Source organism: Mycobacterium sp. Panama NTM2 (assembly GCF_054355555.1).
This window is the reverse complement of record NZ_CM135953.1, coordinates 888,867-909,571: the sequence shown is the minus strand read 5'-3', so window position 1 is coordinate 909,571 and position 20,705 is coordinate 888,867. Positions and strand designations below refer to the sequence as shown.

Sequence of the window (20,705 nt, the reverse complement as noted above, 5' to 3'; positions counted from 1 at the left end):
TGGCGGAGGCGGACGGGAATCGAACCCGCCAGCGACAGGAACTGCCGCTCAGCGATTTTGAAGATCGGGCCGGTCACCAGACCGGATACGCCTCCCTGTGCCACCCGTCCATCATGGCAGGGCAGCATGGAGGCCATGACGCACCGGCTCACGCAGTACGCCCACGGCGGCGGTTGTGCCTGCAAGATCCCGCCCGGCGAGCTGGAAGAAGTGGTCCGCGGGCTCCGACATCAGACGCCGGTGAACCCGCTCGGCGAGCTGCTGGTCGGCTTGGACGACGGCGACGACGCCGCGGCGGTGCGGATCGAGGGCGGCACCGCGCTGATCGCGACGACGGACTTCTTCACCCCTGTGGTCGACGACGCCTACGACTGGGGCCGCATCGCGGCGGCCAACGCCCTCTCCGACGTGTACGCGATGGGCGGCCGGCCGGTGGTGGCGGTCAACCTGCTGGGCTGGCCGCGCGACGTGCTGCCGTTCGACCTGGCCGCCGAGACGCTGCGCGGGGGCATGGACGTGTGCGTGCAGGCGGGGTGTCACCTCGCCGGCGGGCACAGCGTCGACGACCCCGAACCGAAGTACGGTCTCGCGGTCACCGGCATCGCCAATCCGAACCGGTTGCTGCGCAACGACGCCGGCGTCGCAGGCGTGCCGCTGTCGCTGACCAAGCCGCTGGGCGTCGGCGTGCTCAACAGCCGGCACAAGAACACCGGCGAACGCTTCGAGCAGGCGATCGAGGCGATGACGACGCTGAACGCCGAGGCATCTCAGGCAGCCCTCGCAGCCGGTGTCCGCTGCGCCACCGATGTGACGGGGTTCGGGTTGCTCGGACATCTGCACAAGCTGGCGCGCGCCAGCGGGGTGACGGCGGTGCTCGACGCGGCGGCGGTGCCGTATCTCGACGGGGCCCGGGAGGCGCTGCGCGACGGTTATGTCAGCGGCGGCACCCGGCGCAACCTGGACTGGGTGCGTCCGCACATCGAGCTGTCGGTGAGCGAGGACGAGGCACTGCTGCTGGCCGACGCCCAGACCTCGGGCGGCCTGCTGATCGCGGGCGAGATCCCCGGGGCCCCGGTGATCGGCGAGCTGATCCCCCGCACCGACCACACCATCCACGTCCGGTAGCCCCGTTTCGGCGAGCGCGCGCGTCTGTACACCCCGACCCCGCGTGTCGTGTGCCGCAGCGTGCGCTCGCCAACCACCCAGCGTGCGCAGACAGCTACACCAGGTCCATCTCCGCCGGTGACGCTCCCCCGATCGCCTGGGAGATGAAGCTGCGAGTGGTCAGCGGTCCGCCGAACTGCTGCAGCAGCCCGCCTGCGTCATTGCGGCCCAGATCGATCGGCTCGAACCCGAACCGCTCGATGAGCGCTGCCACCTCGGCATTGGCGGCGGGGTCGTTGCCGGACAGGAACAGCACCCGCCGCCCGCCCCGGCCGTCCTCAGGCTCACGGGCGAGCACATTGGCCCAGGTGTGCCCGAAGGCCTTCACCACGCGGGCACCGCTCGCCCATTCCCCCACCAGATCCGACGATGCTCGCCCTCCGAGGTCGGCTGGCGAGAAGACCTTGTAGTCAATGGCGTTCGTGGCGTCGACGATGATCCGACAGGACCAGTCCGATACCTGGCCGATGAGCGCCTGCACCGCGTCGAACGGGACCGCGAGCACCACGACATCGGCGGCCAGGGCGTCGGAGATCTCACGGAACGACGTGCGACCCGAGACGCTGCGCGAGCGGCGCGACGGTCTCGGCACCGCGGGAGGCGGCGACGGCAACGTCGATGCCCGTGCGGGCGAAGTGCCCTGCCACCGCCGAGCCGATGTTGCCCGAACCGATGATCGCGTAGCTCATAGCGGCCCCTCGAAAGTTCTGTAGTGGTTGTTAACGCAAACGCTGGCAGAGCCTTACATCGCTCACGGCGTGGCCGGCTCCTGGGTCACCACCGTGAAGAGCTGTGCGATCACGCCGTCTTCGATTAGGGCGACGTCGAACCCCGCGATCAGCACGTCGTCACTGCCGGGCGCGTAGACCACGAAGTTCAGGTAGCCCATGTTCGCCACCTGGTGCACCGGCCCGGCCTGGGTGAACGACAGTCCGGCCAGCGGCCCGTCGAGCAGCGCCTGCGCCTTCGCGTGCAATCGGTCCTGTCCGACCACCGTCTCCTCGGCATCGGACCACCTGACGTCGGCAGCGTAGTTGCGTCGCACCACCGACAACCGGGCGTCGGAATCGCGCTCGTTGAACACGGCGAGCAGGTTCTCTTCCATCAACCGGACGATGTCGTCGCTCATCAGATCTCCTCGCCCGTCACGAGTTTTATAGTGCCCATGCAATTTGGCGTCAAGTCAGCGCGCGTTTCACTCGATCCCCCACGGGTAGCCGCGCCGGGAGGCTGAAGGAGGACCATGCGCGCAGCAGTACTGGAAGCGGTCGGAGAATCCCCGAGGGTCACCGAGTTCCCCGATCCGACGGGCGGCGATGTCGTCAGCGTCACGCTCGCGGGATGTAACCCGGTGGACTTGGCCCTGGCGTCGGGACGGATGGGCACACCGGAAACCCCCAAGGTCGTCGGCAAGGAGGGCGTCGGCGTCACCGCCGACGGGGCACGGGTGTACTTCGATTCGCCCCCGGCGCCCTACGGGTCGTGGGCGGAGCGCACCCGAGTGGACCCGGAGAAGACCTACCCCGTGCCCGATGGTGTCACCGACGATGTCGCGGTCGCGCTCGGTGTCGCGGGCCTGGCCGCGTGGCTGCCCTTGACCCGACATGCGGACGTCTCGGCAGGGCAGTCGGTTCTGGTACTGGGCGCCACCGGAGTCGTCGGCACGATCGCCGTGCAAGCCGCGAAGATTCTCGGCGCCGGTCACGTGGTGGGCGCCGGACGCAATCCGGACGCGCTGGCGAAGGTCGCCGACCTGGGTGCCGACGCTGTCGTCACCCTCGGTGGCGACGACGACTCCGCTGCACTGCGTGACGAGGCGGGTGACGGGTTCGACGTCGTGATCGATCTCGTGTACGGCGACCCCTTCGTGGCGGCGCTGGAGGCCACCGCGCCCGGCGCCACACTCATCACGGTCGGCCAGGGAGCGGGAAGTGCTCCCGCCATACCGTTCTCGAAACTGATGGGACGCACCCACATCGGTCATCTGAACGATTTCCTGCCGTCGCGAGTCCTCCGCCAGGCCTACGACGAACTCACGACGCTGGCGGCCGGAGGTCGTCTGCAGATCGAGACCACACGCTATTCGCTCGACGAGGCGGAGAAAGCGTGGCAAGCACAGTCCGAAGGGCCCCACGTCAAGATCGGAGTAGCCACCTGATGAGTACCTATCCGCCTTTCGACAGCATGCCGATCGGCACGACGTGGCGGGCGGGCTCGACCGGCAAGACCCGCGCCAACACCGATCCCTACCGCGGCGACACGCTCACCGAGCTCGAGCAGGCCGATGAAAACGACTTGAACGAGGCGTACGACGCAGCCGTTGCGGCGCAGCCGGATTGGGCGGCGGCGCCGCCACTGGAACGCGCCGGGGTGATGCGCCGCGCGGCCGACGTGATGACCGATCGCAAGGACGAGATCACCGAGTGGCTGGTCCGAGAGACCGGCGGCACCCTGGCCAAGGCTGAACTGGAGTGGAACCTCGTGCGCTCGGTGATGTGGGAGGCCGCGTCCATGCCGCACCACATGCAGGGCCGCATCATGCCATCGGACATCCCGGGCAAGGAGAGCCGCGTCTACCGCGAGCCCGTCGGCGTGGTCGCGGTGATCTCGCCGTGGAACTTCCCGATGCAGCTGTCCAATCGGTCGGTCGCGCCGGCGTTGGCCACCGGAAATGCCGTGGTGCTCAAGCCCGCCGGTGACACTCCGGTGACGGGCGGGCTGCTGCTGGCCAGGATCTTCGAGGAGGCGGGCCTACCGGCGGGCCTGCTGTCGGTGCTTGTCGGGTCGGGCTCCGACATCGGCGACGCGATCGTCGAACATCCCGCGCCGCGCGTGGTGTCGTTCACCGGTTCGACGCCGGTGGGCAAGGGCATCGCGCAGAAGGCCGGGCTGAAGAAGCTCGCCCTCGAGTTGGGTGGCAACGGTCCGCTGGTCGTCCTCGATGACGCCGATCTCGAGCTCGCGGTCAACGCCGCGGTGTTCGGGTCGTTCTTCCATCAGGGACAGATCTGCATGATCGCCAACCGGATCATCGTCGACGCCTCCGTGCACGACGAGTTCGTCGACCGATTCGTCAGCCGGGTCACAGCACTCACCGTCGGCGATCCGTCCGATCCGGACACCCAGCTGGGTCCGGTGATCAATTCGTCTCAGCTGGAAGGCATTCAGGATAAGCTCAAGCGCGCGCAGGACGAGGGTGCGCAGCTGCTGACGGGAGGCGACCCGTTCGGGCCGACGGGGCTGTGCCTTCCGCCGCACGTGCTCTCGGCGGGCAACGACGTCGCCACCGCGCGCGAAGAGGTTTTCGGTCCGGTCATCACCGTGATCCGCGCCGACGACGAGGCGGACGCGCTGCGCATCGCCAACGACACCGAGTACGGGCTGTCGTCGGCGGTGTTCAGTCGCGATGTCGGACGGGCGGAACGCTTCGCCCGTCGCATCCAGGCGGGCATGACCCACGTCAACGACTCCCCCGTCAACGACGACGCCAACACCGCGTTCGGTGGGGTCAAGGGCTCGGGCATCGGGCGGTTCGGCGGCCAGTGGGCGGTCGACGAATTCACCAGCGATCACTGGATTTCGATCCAGCACGAACCCCGCGACTACGCCATCTGATTCTCCGCGAGCGCGCGCGTCTGCACACCCCCAACCGGCGTGTCGCGTACCGCATCGCGCGCTCGCCGCACGACGAGCGCAGCATTTCTGCCTAGGATCACGCCATGCTCGATCTCGCGGTCCCGATTCTCAACGCCCCGATGGGCGGTGTCGCCGGCGGCAAGCTGGCCGCGGCCGTCTCGCGGGCCGGCGGCCTGGGCATGATCGGAATGGGTAGCAGCGCAACCACATCCACCCTTCGCGACGAGCTGCCGCACGTCCACGGCGTCCCGTTCGGCATCGGCCTGATCGGCTGGCGGGTGCGCGACGAGCCCCGCCTGCTCCGCACCGCCCTCGATGCAGGCCCCGCGCTGCTGTCGGTCAGCTTCGGTGACGACTTCTACTGGGTCGACGACGCCCATGACGCTGACGCGCTGACGGCGACCCAGGTCGCCGATCTCGAGCAGGCCCGACACGCGGCAGACGCCGGTGTGGACGTGCTGGTCGCCCGCGGCGCCGAGGGCGGTGGCCACGGCCAGCCCCGCATGGGGCTCGACGATCTACTCGCTCGAATCCTCGACCACACAACGACGCCGGTGCTGGCCGCAGGCGGGATTGCGTCCGCCCGCGCGCTGTCGACAGTGCTCGCCGCGGGCGCCGCGGGCGCCTGGATCGGCACCGCCTTCGCGGTGTGCCAGGAGTCGCTGCTCTCCGACGCGGCCCGTGCTCAGCTGATCTCGGCCCAGGCCACCGACACGATCGTCACCCGCGCGTTCGACGTGGCCTTCCGTTACGGCTGGCCGCCAGACACGCCAGAACGGGTGCTGCGCAACAGCTTCACAGATCGCTACGACGGGCGCGAGAGCGAGATCGACGACCGCGCCAGAGACGCCGTCCGAGCAGCCGTAGCCGACGACGACTACCGCGTCGCGCCGATCAACGCCGGCCAAGGCGTCGGCGACATCACCACGATCGAGGACGCACGAAGCGTCATCGACAGACTCACCAGGGTCTGATCAGTCCAGCGTCGCCCAGAAGTCGTTCAGCGCCTGCGCGCCGCGGTGCGGGTCCTGCACCATCCACCAGTGCCCCAGCCCCTCCAGCACTTCGGTGCGGGCGCCCGCCCGCTCGGCGGCCCGGCGCCGGTTGTCGTGCGCGCCGATGAACGCGTCGTCGGTCGCCAGCAGAGACAGACCGGGACGCGCCGCGGCGCGCGCCAACTCTCGGCCCGCCTCGGCCATCGCGGGCTGCGCGGCTGACCGGTAGAGCGCCAGGATCGCCCGGCCCATGTCGGCGTTCTGGTGTTCGGCGATCTGCGCGGCGATGTCGGCCGGAATACCCAGCGACATCATCAGGTCTGTGCGCGCGCTCAGATCACCGCCGAGCATCGCGTCGAGCGATTCCTCGCCCGCCCCCGGTGTCTGCCACACCTGCGCCATGTCGTGCCACACGTATTCGGGGTCGAACAATCCGACGACGTCGCTGACCCAGCTGCGCACCAGCTCGGGCCGGTGCATCACCAGGTTGACGACGTGCCCGCCGCCCCAGTCGTGGCCGACGAGGTCGATCGGCCCGTCGATCGACGACAGCTCGGATTCCAGCCAGTCTCGGTACTCCACGAATGTCGCGCCGAACCCGTCTGGAAGCGGCGCCCCGAAGCCCGGCGGCGAGAGAAGCACCACGTCGTCGCGGCCCAGGACCGCGAGCAGCGGACCCCAGATCGCGGAGGTCTCGGGATTGCCGTGTACGAACACCGCCGTCATGGCGCTCAAGACTACGGACTTTCCGGGGGCCGTGGTCCTCCCCCTCGATGTCAGAGTGACGACATGAAGATCTCAGTGATCGGCGCAACGGGAATGATCGGCGCCCAGGTGGTCCAGATTCTGACCTCGGCCGGGCACGACGTTGTCGCGGCATCCCTGCGCACCGGGGTGAACGTCCTGACCGGCGAGGGGCTCGACGGCGCGGTCGCCGGGGCAGCGGCGCTGGTCGATGTCACGAATTCGCCTCAGCTCGAGTATGATCCGGCACTCGACTTCTTCAGCACGGCCTCGGCGAATCTCGTCAAGGCCGCCGCGGGCGCTGGCGTCGGGCACCATGTCGTGCTGTCGATCGTCGGCGCGGACCGCATCACCGACAGCGGCTACATGCGGGCCAAGGTCATCCAGGAACGCACCGTCGCCGAATCCGGCGTACCGTTCACGATCGTGCGCGCGACGCAGTTCCACGAGTTCGCCGAGGCCATCGTGGGGTCGCTGGCGGTCGGCGACGAGTACCACGCACCGGAGGCCGGCATCCAGCCCATCGCGTCGGCGGACGTGGCGGCGGCGGTCGCCGATGCTGCCCAGGGCGCGCCGGCCGAGGGCATCGTCGACGTGGGTGGTCCGGAGAAGATGACGTTCGCCGAGCTGGCGCGCGCGGTGCTCGCGCACCAGGGGAAGAACAACACCGTCGTCGACGACCCGCAGGCCACGTACTTCGGCGCCCGCGTCGACGCCGACACCCTGGTCACCGGCCCCGGCGCCCGCCAGGGCACACAACGGTTCGGTGACTGGCTGGCCACTCGGTGAGCGAACTGGTTCTGGTGACCGGAGCTGCCGGCTACGTCGGCAGCCATCTGGTCAATCAGCTTGTCGCACAGGGCTACCGGGTCAGAGCGGCGGTCCGCTCCCCGCAACGCGCCGACGATGTGCGCCAGACGGCAGCAGCAGCCGTCGAGGTCGCCTACGCCGACCTGGCGTCCGACGACGGCTGGGCCGACGCGGTGGCGAACACCGACGTCGTCATGCACGTCGCGTCGCCGTTCCCGGCGGAGAATCCGCGGACCGACGATGAGGTCATCGTGCCGGCGCGCGACGGCGCGCTGCGTGTGCTGCGCCATGCCCGCGACGCGGGGTGCCGGCGCGTCGTGATGACGTCGTCGTTCGTCGCGGTGGGGTACTCGCCCAGCACCGATCAGCGCTGGACGGAGCAGAACTGGACCGATCCGGCCGATGAGAACACCGCCTACATCCGGTCGAAGGCCATCGCCGAGCGGGCAGCGTGGGACTTCCTGGCCCGCGAGGGCGGCGCGCTCGAGTTGACGACGATCGTGCCGACCGGAATCTTCGGCCCGATACTCGGTCCGCACCTGTCGACGTCGGTGCAGATCGTGCGCTCGATGCTCGCCGGTGAACCGCTGCCGGCCGGCCAATACTTCGGCGTGGTCGACGTCCGCGACGTCGCCGACGCGCACGTGCGCGCGATGACCACGAAAGATGCTGCGGGCGAACGGTTCCTGGTGGTCGCCGACGAGCCGCCGGTGACGTTCGCGAAGTTGGCTCGGCTCATCGGCGTCGACGCCGACGACGACGACAACGCCGCGGGCACAAGGCCGCAGATCAGCAACGCCAAGGCGAAGGCCGTGCTCGGCTGGCAGCCGCGCCCGCTGACGGAGACGATGCGCGACACCGTCGCCTCGCTGCGCGACCTCGGCTTGGTCTGACTCACACCCAGCCGGCGATCGGATTCACGACGGACGTGCCACCCGGCCGCCCGAGAAGCACCCCCACCTGACCCGACAATCTCGCTGGTCACACCCGTCACACGACGCGCCGGAAACCTCGCGACACTCCCCCGCGGACCGCGGCGGTGTCGCCGCCGTGGCCTATGTTGGGGCCTCCGGCCAGACACCGGAGCGAGACAGAGAGGGAGGGTGCGTGGACGACCAGCTGTCGGCGGCCGACCTGCTCGAGCGCAACCGCGAGCTGCAGACCTCCCCGACCCTGCGGCTGCTGTCGGCCACCAACCTGAGCCTCTACGCGACGTTGATGGACCGGCACCTGAGCGGCGGCGTGGTCGCCGAGACCGATCTCGTGGTTCGCCTCGAGCGGGATCTGACCGACCTCGGCGACGATCAGCCCGGCCTCGCGCTGGTCAAGTCGTGGGCCAGCCAGGGCTGGCTGCATCGCATCGTCGACGAACGCACCGACCAGAACGTCTGCTATCTGACCCAGGACGCCCGGCGCGCGCTGGACTTCCTGCGCGGGATGCGACGGCAGGACACGATCGCCACCGGCGGGTCGATCACCGGAATCGCCGGCCGGCTCAAGCAGGTCGCGATCAAGGTCGGCAACGATCCCGCCCGCATCCGCAAGAGCATCGAGGCCGAGATCGACGCGCTGCGCCGCGAGCTCGACGAACTGGAGGCCGGAGAGCGGCCCGAACCGGACGTCACCGACGCCTACGACGAGGCGCGCGCGATCGCGCTGCAGATGGAACGCCTGATCACCGACATCGGCCAGTACGGCACGATGATCGAGCAGGCCACCGCCGCGCTCGACGAGCCGATCGACAGCAACCTCGCCTACCGGGACCGGCAGCGGCAGATGTACGCCGACTACCAGGCGGCGTGGGACTCGCAGGGCCGCGACAGCCACCGCGCGTTCCTGCGCATGATCAACGATCCCGACCAGCGCGCCGAGTTCGAGGCCGACGTCGCCGCGGTCGCCGGGGCGCTGCCGCATCTCGACCCGGCGCTGCGCCGGGTGATGGCCGGCTTCTTCGAGCTGGTCGGTCAGCAGATCGACGAGGTCGAACGCATCCAGCAGCGGTGCGCGCAGCGGGTCAAGCGGTTCACCGCGTTCGGCACGCTGGAGCAGAGCCGCGGCGTCGCCCGTCAGCTGAACGAGGCCATCGGCGCCGCGCGCACGCTGCTCAAGACCTCGCTCACCGATTCCCGGCTGGATCTCGAGCTGCCGCTGGCCCGGCATGCGATCAGCTCCGTCGGCGCGCTCAGCTTCAAGATCGGCGACCTGTCCACGCCGCAGCCGGCCAAACCGGCCGAGGGCGACGTCGACCTCGCCAGCTTCGCGGCGCTGACCACCCAGGTCGACGCGGCCGCGATGGCGGAGATGATCAACGACGCGCTACCGCTCTCGCTGCCCGACGCGGTCGCCAAACTCGACAACGCGTACCTCGGTCACGTCATCGTGCTCTGGTCCTGGGCGCTCAAGCAACCGCACGAGGCCGTGAAAGAGTCCACCACGGTGCGGTTCCGTTCCCTGGACGGCCGTGACCGCGAAATCGCCGTTCCTGACGTGACTTTCACCGAACCGATCACCGTGGGAGTGGCCCCGTGAGCACCGATGCCGATATCGATTTCTCGTCTCTGCCGCAGGTCGACCAGACCGCCCGGCCGCCCCATCAGCGCCGGCCGCGCTTCGACGGCGACGTCTCCGAGCTACCCGACCGCGCCTGCTGGGCGCTGCAGCACCTGCTCACCCGGCGCTACATCAGCGCAGAGTCCGACGCCGACATCTACGCCTGGGTGCTCGAGTACCGTAATCAGCTCTCGGTCCGGCTGTCGGAACTCGACCTGCTGCTGCGCATCGTCGACGGCACAGACGTGGCGTTCGTCGAGCAGGCCCGCTACGAATCCGCCAAGGGCATCAAGCTTCTGCGCCGCGAGCCGCTCGGCACCTACGACTCGATTTTGGCCCTGCACCTGGCGCAGATGATGCGTGCCGCGGGCGGGCAGAGCGTGTTGATCTCGCGGGAGGAGATGCACGGATTGTTCTCCGGTGTGCTCAACGACGTCGACCGCGACGCAGTCACATTCGCCGGCCGCATCGACGCGGCGATCGCCCGGCTCACCGGCCTGGAGATCCTGCGTCGCAGTCGCGACGACGAGGACAGCTACACGATCAGCCCGGTGATCACCGCGGTGATGACGGCCAGTGTGATCACCGAGCTGCAGCAGCAGTTCGAGCTGCTCGCCACCGGCGGGACCGCAAGCGCGCAGGAGACAGATCTTGACTGAGCAGTTCCACCTGTCCCGGCTGCAGGTCATCAACTGGGGCGTGTTCGACGGGTACCACTCGATCCCGTTCAGCGAAGGCGGCGCATTGATCGCCGGCGCCTCGGGCAGCGGCAAATCATCTCTGCTGGACGCCATTTCGCTCGGCTTCCTGCCGTTCAACCGGCGCAACTTCAACGCCTCGGGCGACAACACCGCGGCCGGGTCGAGCGCGGGCCGGCGCACCGTGGACAAGTACGTGCGCGGCGCGTGGGGGCAGCGCAGTGACGGCGGCACCAGCCGGGTGATGTACCTGCGCGGCGACGGGACCGCGTGGTCGGCGGTCGCGGTGACCTATGCCAGCGACTCCGGACGCACGGTGACCGGCCTGGTGCTCAAGTGGCTGACGGGTGAGTCCCGTAACGACTCGTCGAGCCGGTTCGTCCTCGGCGACGGCGATCTCGGCATCGAGGACGTCTGCAACCGTTGGGCGGCAGGCCGTTTCGACACCGGCGTGTTCAAAGACAACGGCTGGCGGTTCACCACCAAGGTCGAATCACAGTATCTGGCCCAGCTGTACGCGACCATCGGCATCCGCGCCTCCGATGCGGCCCAGCAGCTGCTCGGAAAAGCGAAGTCGCTCAAGAGCGTCGGCGGGCTCGAGCAATTCGTGCGGGAATTCATGCTCGACGAGCCGGACAGCCTCGCCCGGCTGCCCGAGGCGCTCAAGCAGATCGATCCGCTGGTGGAGGCTCGCGAACTGCTGGCCGTGGCGCAGCGCAAGCGCAAGATCCTCGGGGACATCGAGAAGATCCAGCAGCGCTACGCGTCGGAGTCCACCGATCTCGGCATCATCGACCTCGTCGACCTGCCGATGGTGCGCGCGTACACCGATCACGTCCGGCTCGCGCAGTGCCCGGCGCAGATCGCCCAACTCGACACCACGATCGACCAGCTCGAGAACGAGTACGAGGACGTCACCCGATCGCTGAATCTGGCCAAGGCCGAGGCGGATTCGCTCAACGCGCAGATCAGCGGCACCAGCGCCAACATCGGGCCGCTGCAGAGCCAGGTGACGGCCGCCGAGACCGAGGCCGAGCAGATCGAGCGCCGCCGCGCCGCCTACGAGGACATGCTCGCCGCGCAGGATCTCGAGGTTCCCGACACCGCTGACGAGTTCTGGAACCTGCGCGAGGAGCTGCTGCAGCAGGCCACCGATCTGCTCGCCAAGGTCGAACGCAACCGGGAGGCGTCCACCGACGCCGAGTACGCGCAGAAAGCCGCCCGCATGACGCGCGACGACGCCGCCAAGGAACTCAAGCGCGTCGAGCACGTCGGCTCGGCGCTGCCCGAGTTCGCGTTGCTGATGCGCGATCAGATCTGCGCGGCCGTCGGCGTGAACGCAGCCGAGTTGCCGTATGTCGCCGAGCTGATGGATCTGCGTGCCGACCAGACCCGGTGGCGCACCGCGGTGGAGAAGGTGCTGCGCGGCGTCGGGTTACGCCTGATGGTGCCGGATCAGCACTGGACGGCGGTGCTGCAGTTCGTCAACGACACGAACATGCGGGGCCGGCTCGCGCTGCACCATGTGCGGGCGAAGATGCTGGGCGCGGAACCCGACGTCCCGGAGCCGAACACGTTGGCGGGCAAGCTCTTTGCTGTCGACCCCGACCACCCGTGTGCGGCCGAGGCCGTCGACATCGTCAGCGCGGCCGGCGATCACGTGTGCGTGGACACTCCCGAAGTGTTCGCCCGGTTCCGCCGTGCCGTCACCGACACCGGCCTGTACAAGGATTCCGACCGGCTCGCGATCAAGGACGACCGCCGCCCGCTGAAGCAGTCGGAGTACCTGTACCAGGGTGACGTGACCGCGAAGATCAACGCGCTCACCATCGATCTGGCCGCGGCCGAGGAGGCCTACCAGAAGGCGCGCCGCACGGCCGACGACATCGCCGCGCAGCGTCAGCAGTGGCGTGACCGCGCGGCGGCGTGCAAGGCGATCTGTGAGCAGTTCCCGCAGTGGAGCCAGATCGACACCGAGACCGCCGACGGGCACGCCGAGCGGTTGCGCGAACAGTACGAGTTGCTGCTGGCCGACAACCCCGACATCGAGGCACTCAATGCGCGCGCTGACGAATGTTGGTCGCAGATCCAGAAATTGATGACGCGCCGCGGCGCGATCCAGACCCGTCGCGACGATCTGGATGCCCGCCGCACCCGGCTGCTGGAGCTGGAGGAGCGGCTGTCGCCGGCGTTCGTCAGCGAACCGCTGACCGAATTGCTGACCCGCTATTCCGCGCAGCTGCCCGTCAGCCTCGAGCTACTCGACCCGGAACCGTTCCGCGACGCGCTGTTCGGTGCGATCAAGAAGGAACGCGAGCAACTGCGGGAGAGCCGCAGGCGGTCCTACGACGAGCTCGCGCGGATCTTGAACACGTTCGACACAGCGTTCCCCGACGCGATCCCGAACGACAGCGACAACTTCGATGAGCGCGTGCACGACTACGTCGCGCTGTGCCGGCACATCGATGAGCGTGAGCTGCCTGAGGCCTACGAGCGGATGATGCGGCTGGTCACCGAGCAGGCGCCGGATGCAATCCTGACGCTGCACCGCGTTGCCGAACAAGAAACCCGCCGCATCGCCGAACAGATCGAGCGGGTCAACACCGGTTTGGGCGCAGTCGAATTCAACCGCGGCACCCGCCTTACGCTGCGGGCCACGCCGCGCAGCCTGACCGCGGTGTCGGAGCTGACCGACATCGTGCGGGCGATCAGCAGGCGCATCGCCGAGGTCGGGCTGGGTGACAAGCAGGCGATCTTGGACCAGTACGCCGACATCCTGCGGTTGCGCAACCGGCTGGCGTCGACGGCGCCGGAGGACAAGGCGTGGACGCGCGACGCGCTCGATGTGCGCAACCGGTTCACGTTCGACTGCGCGGAGTGGGATGTGGCCTCAGACGAGCTGATCCGCACGCACAGCAACGCGGGCGACAACTCGGGCGGCGAGCAGGAGAAGCTGATGGCGTTCTGTCTGGCCGGGGCGCTGAGCTTCAACCTCGCCAGCCCCGACAGCGCGGACAACAAGCCGGTGTTCGCCCAGCTGATGCTCGACGAGGCGTTCTCGAAGTCCGATCCTCAGTTCGCGCAGCAGGCACTGCAGGCGTTCCGCAAGTTCGGCTTCCAGCTGGTGATCGTCGCGACGGTGCAGAACGCGACGACGATCCAGCCCTACATCGACAGCGTGGTGATGGTCAGCAAGACCGAGGCGACGGGCCGCAACGCGCGGCCGGTGGCCACGGTGGCGACGCGGTCGATCGCGGAGTTCACCGAGCTGCGCCACCAGATGAAGCAGAAGGTGCCGGCGCTGGCGCACTGAGCGCGAAGTCGACCGCGGCCTGCGCGTGCAGCAGCGTCGTCGGAAACACCGGCACGGCAACGTCATCGGGACCGAGCAGCAATTCGACCTCGGTGCAGCCCAGTATCACGCCCTGCACGCCCGCCATCCGTCCGACGACATCGCGATACACCTCCCGCGACGAATCGCGAACGATGTTGTGACACAACTCGTCATAGATGATGCGGCTCACGGCGGCCCGGTCGTCGGCGTCAGGCACCACCACGGAAACGCCGAACGGCGCGAACCGCGAGACGTAGAACGACTCCTCCATCGTGAACGCCGTCGCCAGCAGTCCCACTCGGGTCAACCCGGCCGCGGCGACGGCACGGGCGGTGGTGTCGGCGATGTGCAGGAACGGGACCGTGACGGCGGCCTCGATGGCCGATGCGACGTAACGCATGGTGTTGGTGCACAGCACGAGCGCATCAGCGCCGGCTGCCTCGAGGCGACGGCCAGACTCAGCCAGGCGCTCTGCGACACCGTCCCAGTCCCCCGCGAGTTTGAGTGCCTCGATCTCGGCGAAGTCGACGGAGTCGAGAATGATTCGCGCTGAATGCAGTCCGCCGAGGCGGTCGGCCACGAGCTCGTTGATCACCCGGTAATAGTGCGCCGTGCTCACCCAGCTCATGCCGCCGATCAGACCGAGTGTCCGCACCGCCCCAGAATACGAGCGAGCGCGCCGGCCCCGGTGGCCACTGCTCCCCCATCAACAGACATCAGGACCGGCGCGTCACTACGCAAGGCTTCGCTCAACCCCTCACTGCGCGCGCCTCGACAGTCCCGACGAGAGAAACCATGAGCATCGTACATAAACATCGCCGTTTCTGAGAAACATAAGGAATCGCTCGGAGAAAGCCTCGAAAACCCCTGCATATACTTCGGAAGCCCTCGCATCAGCTGAGCCCATGCCGATGCAGCACAGTCCACAAGGGAGCGACCCAGTGTCCGAGCGGCTCGCCGCCGGCCGCCACAACCTCAGCCGAGCAGAGGTGGCGGCCCACCAGAAGCAACGCCTGTTCAAGGCGCTCGCGTCGGTGATGTCGATCAACGGGTACGCCAACACCACCGTCGACGACGTGATCAAGGAGGCCAAGGTCTCCCGCGCCACGTTCTACGAGCACTTCGAGTCCAAGCAGGACCTCTTCATGTCCGGCTACGGGCGCGCGCAGGGCCACATGATCGCGGCGATCCGCGTACTGCCCGTCGCCGGCACCCCGATGGAGCGCTTCGGCGTCATGCTCGACCGCTACCTGGGCTTCATCGCTCTCGATCCCGTCACCGCCCGGCTGTATCTGCTCGAGGTCTATGCCGCGGGCCCCGACGCGATGCGCCGTCGCGTGGAGTTGCAGCAAGAGTTCGTCGCCGGGGTCGCGCAGATCTTCGACGCCGGCGACGACGCACAGAAGTTCGCCTGCCAAGCGCTGGTCGCGGCGGTGTCGACGCTGGTGACCAATGCGCTGACCCGCGGTGACGACGTCACCGCGCTGCGTGAGCCGATCCTCGAGTACACCGCGCGCGTCATGGGTGGCGAATGACCGACGAGCTGCTCGGGCTGAGGGAGCGCAAGAAGACCCGGACCCGCCGCGCGATCCGCCGCGCGGCGTTCGAGCTGTTCACCGTGCAGGGCTTCGCCGCCACCACGGTCGAGCAGATCGCCGAGGCTGCGCAGGTCTCGCCGCGAACGTTCTACCGCTACTTCGGGGTGAAGGAAGCGGTGCTGATCTCCGACGATCACTCACCGTCGATCGTCGCGGCGTTTCTCGCCGCGCCGCGGCACCTGACCCCCATCGCCGCCTACGAGCACGCCGTCTCCGAGGTGTTCGGCGGACTGTCCGACGAGGACAGGGAGAACGACATCGCCGGACACCGGCTGCTGTATCAGATCCCCGAGGCGCACGGGTTGATCTACGCGGAGTTCATCAGGCTGATCGACCTCATCACCGACGCGCTGGATGAGCGGCTCGACGAGCCGACCGACGAAGCCGAACGGCGCGTGATCGCCGGAGCGATGGTCGGTGTCATCTTCGGCGCGGCCCACAACACCCCGCTGCCCGAGAAAGCGGTGCCGTCCGCGCTGGCGGTTCTCGACGCAAAATTGTCGACGTGACGAGTTCGACGTGGGCGCCGCTGCGCTCACCGGTCTTTCGCGCGCTGTGGATCGCGCAGTTGGTCTCCAATCTCGGCACGTGGATGCAGACGGTCGGTGCGCAGTGGATGCTCGTCGACGATCCACGCGCCAACGTGCTGGTGCCGCTGGTGCAGACCGCGACGACTCTGCCGGTGATGCTGCTGGCGCTGCCATCGGGTGTGCTCGCCGACCTGGTGGACCGGCGCCGGCTGCTGCTCGCGACGCAAGGCGCGATGGCCGCCGGGGTGGCGTTCCTGGCGACGTTGACCGGGTTCGGCTTGACCACCCCCGCGGTGCTGCTGATCGTGCTGTTCGTGATCGGCTGCGGGCAGGCGCTCACCGCGCCGGCCTGGCAGGCGATCCAGCCCGACCTTGTTCCTCCGCAACAGATTCCCGCGGCGGCCGCGCTGGGCAGCATGAGCATGAACGGCGCGAGGGCGATCGGGCCGGCGATCGCGGGCGCGTTGGTGTCGCTGGCCGGACCGACGCTGGTGTTCGCGCTCAACGCGGTGTCGTTCATCGGGATCGTCGCGGTGCTGCTGTGGTGGCGTCGGCCCCCGGTCCAGCACGACTATCCGCAGGAGCGGGCGATGGCGGCGTTGAGCGCCGGCGGTCGCTTCATCCGCAGTTCGCCGATCGTGCGGCGGATCCTGCTGCGGACCGCGCTGTTCATCGCCCCCGCGAGTGCACTGTGGGGGCTGCTGCCGGTGATCGCCGCCGATCAGCTGCGGCTCTCGTCATCGGGCTACGGGCTGCTGCTCGGCGCGCTCGGCGTCGGCGCCCTGCTGGGCGCGCTGGTGCTCTCCCGGCTGCGGTCGCGGTTCGGCGCGAACATGCTGCTGACGTTGGGTGCGATCGGCTTCGCGGCGGCGACGACGGTGCTCGCGTTGGTGCCGGTGTTCGGCGTCGTGCTCGCGGCGCTGGTGGTGGGCGGCGCGTCGTGGCTGTTGTCGTTGTCGACGCTGAACGCGTCGATGCAGCTGAGCCTGCCGGCGTGGGTGCGGGCCCGCGGCCTGTCGGTCTACCAGCTGATCTTCATGGGCGGGCAGGCGCTGGGCTCGGTGGTCTGGGGCGTGCTGGCGGGTGGCACCAGCAGCGTCACCAGCCTGCTGGTGAGCGTGGGTCTGCTGCTGGTGTGCGGGCTGTCGTCGCTGTGGTGGCCGCTGCATGCGAACACCGGGAACCTGGATCTCACGCCGTCGTCGCATTGGCCGGAACCCACGCTGGTGTTCGAGCCCGAGCCGCTGGACGGCCCGGTGCTGGTGCTGACGTCCTACCGCGTGCTTCCCGAGAACGAGGATCGGTTCATCGCCGCGATGGCGGTACTGGGTCGTTCGCGGCAGCGCACGGGTGCAGCGCAGTGGCGGCTGTTCCGCAGCGTCGAGGAGGAGTCGACGTTCGTGGAGACGTTCATGGTGCGCTCGTGGGGCGAGCACATGCACCAGCACTACACCCGGCTCACCAGCCAGGATCAGCTGATCGAGGCCGGCGTGGAGCAGTTGGTCGAGGGCACGGCGTCGTCGCACCACTACCTGGCGGTCCGCCCAGACTGAGCGCGCCACGCGGCGTAGGGTCGCCCCGTGCAGGTCGACGCGATGACGGTGCCGCAGCCGCTGCGTCAGGTCGCCGACCTGGCCACCCGCACCCAGGCTGCCGGGTTCTCGGGTCTGCTGTTCACCGAGACGGGCCGCACCGCCTACCTCAATGCCGCGGTCGCCGTGCAGGCCGCTCCGGGCCTGGAGGTGTCCACCGGCGTGGCGGTGGCGTTCCCGCGCAGCCCGTTCGTCACCGCGGCGACGGCGTGGGAGCTGCAGGAGGCCGCCGGCGGGGCGTTCCGGTTGGGGCTCGGCACGCAGGTCCGCACGCACGTGGTCCGGCGCTACGGCGCCGAGTTCGAGCATCCCGGGCCGCGGCTGCGCGACTACGTGCTGGCCGTCAAGGCGTGCTTCTCGGCGTTCCGAACTGGGACGCTGGACCACCACGGCGAGTTCTACGAGCTGGACTTCATCACCCCGCAGTGGAGTCCGGGTCCGATCGACGTGCCGGATCCGAAGGTCGACGTCGCCGCGGTCAATCCGTGGATGCTGCGGATGGCCGGCGAGGTCGCCGACGGCATCCACGTGCATCCGCTCGGCGAGCCGGGCTACCTCGCGCGGCACGTGCTGCCGAACCGGGCGCGCGGCGCGCAGGCGGCCGGCCGCTCCCCCGACGACGTCGACGTCATCGTTCCGGTGTTGACGATCGTCGGGGACACCGACGAGCAGCGGCAACGGGAACGCGAGCTGGTGCGGGCGAGCCTGAGCTTCTACGGCAGCACGCCCAACTACGCGTTCATCTTCGACGAGGCGGGGTTCGAGGGCACCACGGCGCGTATCCGCGAGAAGCAGAAGGCGGGTGACTACGCCGGGATGGCCGCGCAGATCAGCGACGAGCACATCGCGGCGTTCGCGACGGAATCGACGTGGGACGGTCTGGCCGGGGCTCTGACCGCGAAGTACGCCGGGGTCGCGACACGATTGGTGCTCTACAACGCGCTGGCCGACCGGGACTGGTTCGAGCGGTACGGGGAGGTTGCCCGGCGGCTGGCGTGACGGCTACTCGTTGCCGGAAGCCGCGGCCAGCAGCCGTCCGGCGGCGAACGGCAGCTCGACGCCGTTCCCGTCGAAGGCGCGCAGGATTTCGCGGCGCAATCGGCGCTGGACCGACCACTGGACACCGGGGCGGGTTTTCACGGTCATTCGCAGCGTGACCTGGTCCGATCGCACCTCCTGCACACCGAGCATCTCGGGCTCGCCGAGCACCTTGGCCGCGATCTTCGGGTCCTCGAGGGCGCTGTGCGCGGCGTCGAGGGCCACCTTTTCGGCACGTTCGACGTCGGCGGTCGGCGCCACGGGGATCTCGATGCGGGCGACGGCGTAGTCCTGGCTCATGTTGCCGACGCGGGCGATCTCGCCGTTGCGGACGTACCAGAGGGTGCCGTCGATGTCGCGGACGGTCGTGACGCGCAGGCCGACGCTCTCCACCTCGCCGACCGCTTCACCCAGGTCGACAGTGTCGCCGACGCCGTACTGGTCTTCCAGCAGCATGAACACACCGGTCACGAAGTCGCGAACCAGGTTCTGCGCGCCGAATCCGATGGCGAGGCCGACGACACCGGCAGAGGCGATGAACGGGGCGATGTTCACCCCGAGGACGTTGAGGACGCCCAACACCACCCAGATCAGCAGCACGATCGACACGCTGGACTTCAGCACCGAGGCGATGGTCTGAGCGCGCTGCTGACGGCGTTCGGCGCTGCGGGCGCTGGAGGGCGCGCGGTCACGAAGACCGCGCAGCAGCGGGGGCTTCTTGGTGATCGCGTCGTCAGCGCGGGCTTTGGGATGTCGACCGGTGGCGGCGCGGTCGATCATGCGGTGCAGCACATAGCGCGCGATCAGCACGACCAGGATGTAGGCAACGATCCGGATGGGGACTTCGACCAGCCAATGCCGGTTGGTCTCTGTCCACTCGAAGGCGAGGTTGTATACGTCCATCATCTCGACCGTACAGTTACCCACTCCGCCGATCGCAAATCACGCTGCGGCTGAGCCACTTTGGCGCGGGGGGCCATGTCCGGGGACGGCCCGGCATCAGCGACAGAGTCGGCGACCGGTGAGCAGCACTAACGACTTCTGATCTCGTGTCGGTGCCCACTCGTATCGTCTGCCCATGGCAGCACGGCGGGAGTCAGGCGGCGGCGGTATCGCCGGTGTCTTCGGCGTGCTGATGGTCGTGGGGGTGATCGTCAAATACATCTGGTTCATCGTCGGCGCACTGGCCGTCGTCGCGGTGGCCGCCGGGGTGTTCTACGCGTCGCGCGCAGCGCTGAGACGGGCCGAGGAGCAGCGCCGCCTCACGGAGCGACGCGAGCAGGAGTTGTGGATGCGCGCCGAACGGCAACGCCGATGGACGATGCTCGACGACAGCCGCGCCATCTACGGAGCCGGCGGGGATGCGCCGACGCGTGCGGTGCTGGAGTCAGCATCTGAGTACGGACCGGTCGCTCGACGTGCGCGCACGACCGTCGAGCTCGCGACGCTGAAAAGAGAGAAGCCGCGCGCGTGGCAGCTCGCGGTGTTCGGGTCGGTGCTGCAGCAGCGCACCGCCGAGTTGATGCCGAGGTTGCGCGACAGTCGCTCGGGCTTCACGACCGGTGACGGGATGCATGTGTCGTCGGGGCCGCGGCTGGCGGACGTGCTGCTCGGCCTGATCGACGAGATGCTGTCCACGACCCATCAGCTCGACGGCTTCCTCCCCGCCTGTGTGGCGATCGCCGACGAACACGACCCCGACGGCGTCGAGCACACGGCGCACCGCCTGATGGACTATCAGGTGCGCCTGCTGGAACTGTCCGAACGCTGCCGCGCGCTGTCCGCGCCGTCGGGTTACACCGACGTGATCGGCTCGTGCGCACGGATTCTCGATACACCGGTGCAGAGTTTCGACGAGTTCACGAAGGAGTACCTCGAGGTGGTCGATGCGCTGCCGCGCCTGCTCGAACACAGTTCGGGTCCGCTCGAGATCCCGGCGATCGGGCTCGATCTCCGTATCGACGATGCATTGTTCGACACGACCACCGCACGGCTGCAGGCGATGCAGCGGTGATT

The 20,705-nt window shown here is 68.7% G+C and carries 20 protein-coding genes and 1 tRNA gene; 14 read left to right on the top strand and 7 right to left on the bottom strand.

Annotated features, from left to right (window positions below):
* Positions 1-95 (bottom strand) — tRNA-Sec (locus ACXYX3_RS04410).
* Positions 96-135: 40 nt separating this feature from the next.
* Between ACXYX3_RS04410 and selD the strand changes: the two genes are divergently transcribed.
* A complete protein-coding gene (gene selD / locus ACXYX3_RS04405) occupies positions 136-1,125 on the top strand; it encodes a selenide, water dikinase SelD (protein WP_458610311.1) in 990 nt (329 codons plus the stop codon).
* Positions 1,126-1,219: 94 nt separating this feature from the next.
* On the opposite strand, the gene ACXYX3_RS04400 is transcribed toward selD, so the two are convergent.
* The 3 genes from ACXYX3_RS04400 to ACXYX3_RS04390 all read right to left on the bottom strand — a co-directional run bounded on the left by ACXYX3_RS04400 (position 1,220) and on the right by ACXYX3_RS04390 (position 2,293).
* The gene (locus ACXYX3_RS04400; protein ID WP_458610310.1) at positions 1,220-1,756 is read right to left on the bottom strand and encodes an NADPH-dependent F420 reductase; all 537 of its coding nucleotides are present in this window, start codon (positions 1,754-1,756) and stop codon (positions 1,220-1,222) included.
* A complete protein-coding gene (locus ACXYX3_RS04395; RefSeq protein WP_458610309.1) occupies positions 1,701-1,853 on the bottom strand; it encodes an NAD(P)-binding domain-containing protein in 153 nt (50 codons plus the stop codon). Before ACXYX3_RS04395 ends, ACXYX3_RS04400 begins: the two co-directional genes overlap by 56 nt.
* Before the next feature lie 62 nt (positions 1,854-1,915).
* Positions 1,916-2,293, bottom strand: a complete 378-nt coding sequence (locus ACXYX3_RS04390) for a nuclear transport factor 2 family protein (RefSeq protein ID WP_458610308.1) — start codon at positions 2,291-2,293, stop codon at positions 1,916-1,918.
* A 114-nt stretch (positions 2,294-2,407) separates the two neighbouring features.
* Here ACXYX3_RS04390 and ACXYX3_RS04385 point away from each other — a divergent pair, with 114 nt between their 5' ends.
* The 3 genes from ACXYX3_RS04385 (at position 2,408) to ACXYX3_RS04375 (ending at position 5,774) form a co-directional block, all read left to right on the top strand.
* A complete protein-coding gene (locus tag ACXYX3_RS04385) occupies positions 2,408-3,322 on the top strand; it encodes a quinone oxidoreductase family protein (protein WP_458610307.1) in 915 nt (304 codons plus the stop codon).
* Positions 3,322-4,779: an aldehyde dehydrogenase family protein gene (locus ACXYX3_RS04380; RefSeq protein WP_458610306.1), complete on the top strand. Its 1,458-nt coding sequence runs from the start codon at positions 3,322-3,324 to the stop codon at positions 4,777-4,779. The genes ACXYX3_RS04385 and ACXYX3_RS04380 overlap by 1 nt, the downstream gene beginning before the upstream one ends.
* A gap of 104 nt (positions 4,780-4,883) precedes the next feature.
* The gene (locus ACXYX3_RS04375) at positions 4,884-5,774 is read left to right on the top strand and encodes an NAD(P)H-dependent flavin oxidoreductase (protein ID WP_458610305.1); all 891 of its coding nucleotides are present in this window, start codon (positions 4,884-4,886) and stop codon (positions 5,772-5,774) included.
* Here the strand turns inward: ACXYX3_RS04375 and ACXYX3_RS04370 are convergent, their stop codons facing one another.
* A complete protein-coding gene (locus tag ACXYX3_RS04370; protein ID WP_458610304.1) occupies positions 5,775-6,521 on the bottom strand; it encodes an alpha/beta fold hydrolase in 747 nt (248 codons plus the stop codon). It abuts the gene before it with no gap.
* A gap of 63 nt (positions 6,522-6,584) precedes the next feature.
* On the opposite strand from ACXYX3_RS04370, the gene ACXYX3_RS04365 reads away from it, so the two are divergent.
* From ACXYX3_RS04365 to ACXYX3_RS04345, 5 genes are all read left to right on the top strand, one after another.
* Complete coding sequence (locus ACXYX3_RS04365; protein WP_458610303.1) at positions 6,585-7,328, top strand: SDR family oxidoreductase; 744 nt, start codon at positions 6,585-6,587, stop codon at positions 7,326-7,328.
* Positions 7,325-8,242 (top strand): NAD-dependent epimerase/dehydratase family protein, encoded by a 918-nt coding sequence (locus ACXYX3_RS04360; RefSeq protein WP_458610302.1) that lies wholly within the window; start codon positions 7,325-7,327, stop codon positions 8,240-8,242. Before ACXYX3_RS04365 ends, ACXYX3_RS04360 begins: the two co-directional genes overlap by 4 nt.
* Before the next feature lie 214 nt (positions 8,243-8,456).
* Entirely contained in the window at positions 8,457-9,878 is a 1,422-nt protein-coding gene (locus ACXYX3_RS04355) for a DUF3375 domain-containing protein (protein ID WP_458610301.1), read from the top strand.
* Positions 9,875-10,558 (top strand): DUF4194 domain-containing protein, encoded by a 684-nt coding sequence (locus ACXYX3_RS04350; protein ID WP_458610300.1) that lies wholly within the window; start codon positions 9,875-9,877, stop codon positions 10,556-10,558. The genes ACXYX3_RS04355 and ACXYX3_RS04350 overlap by 4 nt, the downstream gene beginning before the upstream one ends.
* Positions 10,551-13,910 (top strand): ATP-binding protein, encoded by a 3,360-nt coding sequence (locus tag ACXYX3_RS04345; RefSeq protein WP_458610299.1) that lies wholly within the window; start codon positions 10,551-10,553, stop codon positions 13,908-13,910. The genes ACXYX3_RS04350 and ACXYX3_RS04345 overlap by 8 nt, the downstream gene beginning before the upstream one ends.
* On the opposite strand, the gene ACXYX3_RS04340 is transcribed toward ACXYX3_RS04345, so the two are convergent.
* Positions 13,858-14,586, bottom strand: coding sequence for an aspartate/glutamate racemase family protein (locus ACXYX3_RS04340; RefSeq protein WP_458610298.1), 729 nt, complete (start codon positions 14,584-14,586; stop codon positions 13,858-13,860). The two genes, ACXYX3_RS04345 and ACXYX3_RS04340, sit on opposite strands and share 53 nt — an antisense overlap.
* Before the next feature lie 286 nt (positions 14,587-14,872).
* Here ACXYX3_RS04340 and ACXYX3_RS04335 point away from each other — a divergent pair, with 286 nt between their 5' ends.
* The 4 genes from ACXYX3_RS04335 to ACXYX3_RS04320 are packed head-to-tail and all read left to right on the top strand — an operon-like array spanning position 14,873 to position 18,650.
* Positions 14,873-15,466, top strand: a complete 594-nt coding sequence (locus ACXYX3_RS04335) for a TetR/AcrR family transcriptional regulator (RefSeq protein WP_458610297.1) — start codon at positions 14,873-14,875, stop codon at positions 15,464-15,466.
* On the top strand, positions 15,463-16,038 hold the full coding sequence (locus ACXYX3_RS04330; RefSeq protein ID WP_458610296.1) for a TetR family transcriptional regulator: 576 nt from the start codon (positions 15,463-15,465) through the stop codon (positions 16,036-16,038). The genes ACXYX3_RS04335 and ACXYX3_RS04330 overlap by 4 nt, the downstream gene beginning before the upstream one ends.
* Complete coding sequence (locus tag ACXYX3_RS04325; protein ID WP_458611972.1) at positions 16,026-17,612, top strand: MFS transporter; 1,587 nt, start codon at positions 16,026-16,028, stop codon at positions 17,610-17,612. The genes ACXYX3_RS04330 and ACXYX3_RS04325 overlap by 13 nt, the downstream gene beginning before the upstream one ends.
* A 27-nt stretch (positions 17,613-17,639) precedes the next feature.
* The gene (locus ACXYX3_RS04320; RefSeq protein WP_458610295.1) at positions 17,640-18,650 is read left to right on the top strand and encodes a TIGR03617 family F420-dependent LLM class oxidoreductase; all 1,011 of its coding nucleotides are present in this window, start codon (positions 17,640-17,642) and stop codon (positions 18,648-18,650) included.
* A gap of 3 nt (positions 18,651-18,653) precedes the next feature.
* Here the strand turns inward: ACXYX3_RS04320 and ACXYX3_RS04315 are convergent, their stop codons facing one another.
* A complete protein-coding gene (locus ACXYX3_RS04315) occupies positions 18,654-19,592 on the bottom strand; it encodes a mechanosensitive ion channel family protein (RefSeq protein ID WP_458610294.1) in 939 nt (312 codons plus the stop codon).
* Positions 19,593-19,767: 175 nt separating this feature from the next.
* On the opposite strand from ACXYX3_RS04315, the gene ACXYX3_RS04310 reads away from it, so the two are divergent.
* Positions 19,768-20,703, top strand: a complete 936-nt coding sequence (locus ACXYX3_RS04310; protein WP_458610293.1) for a hypothetical protein — start codon at positions 19,768-19,770, stop codon at positions 20,701-20,703.
* The last annotated feature ends 2 nt before the right edge of the window (positions 20,704-20,705 follow it).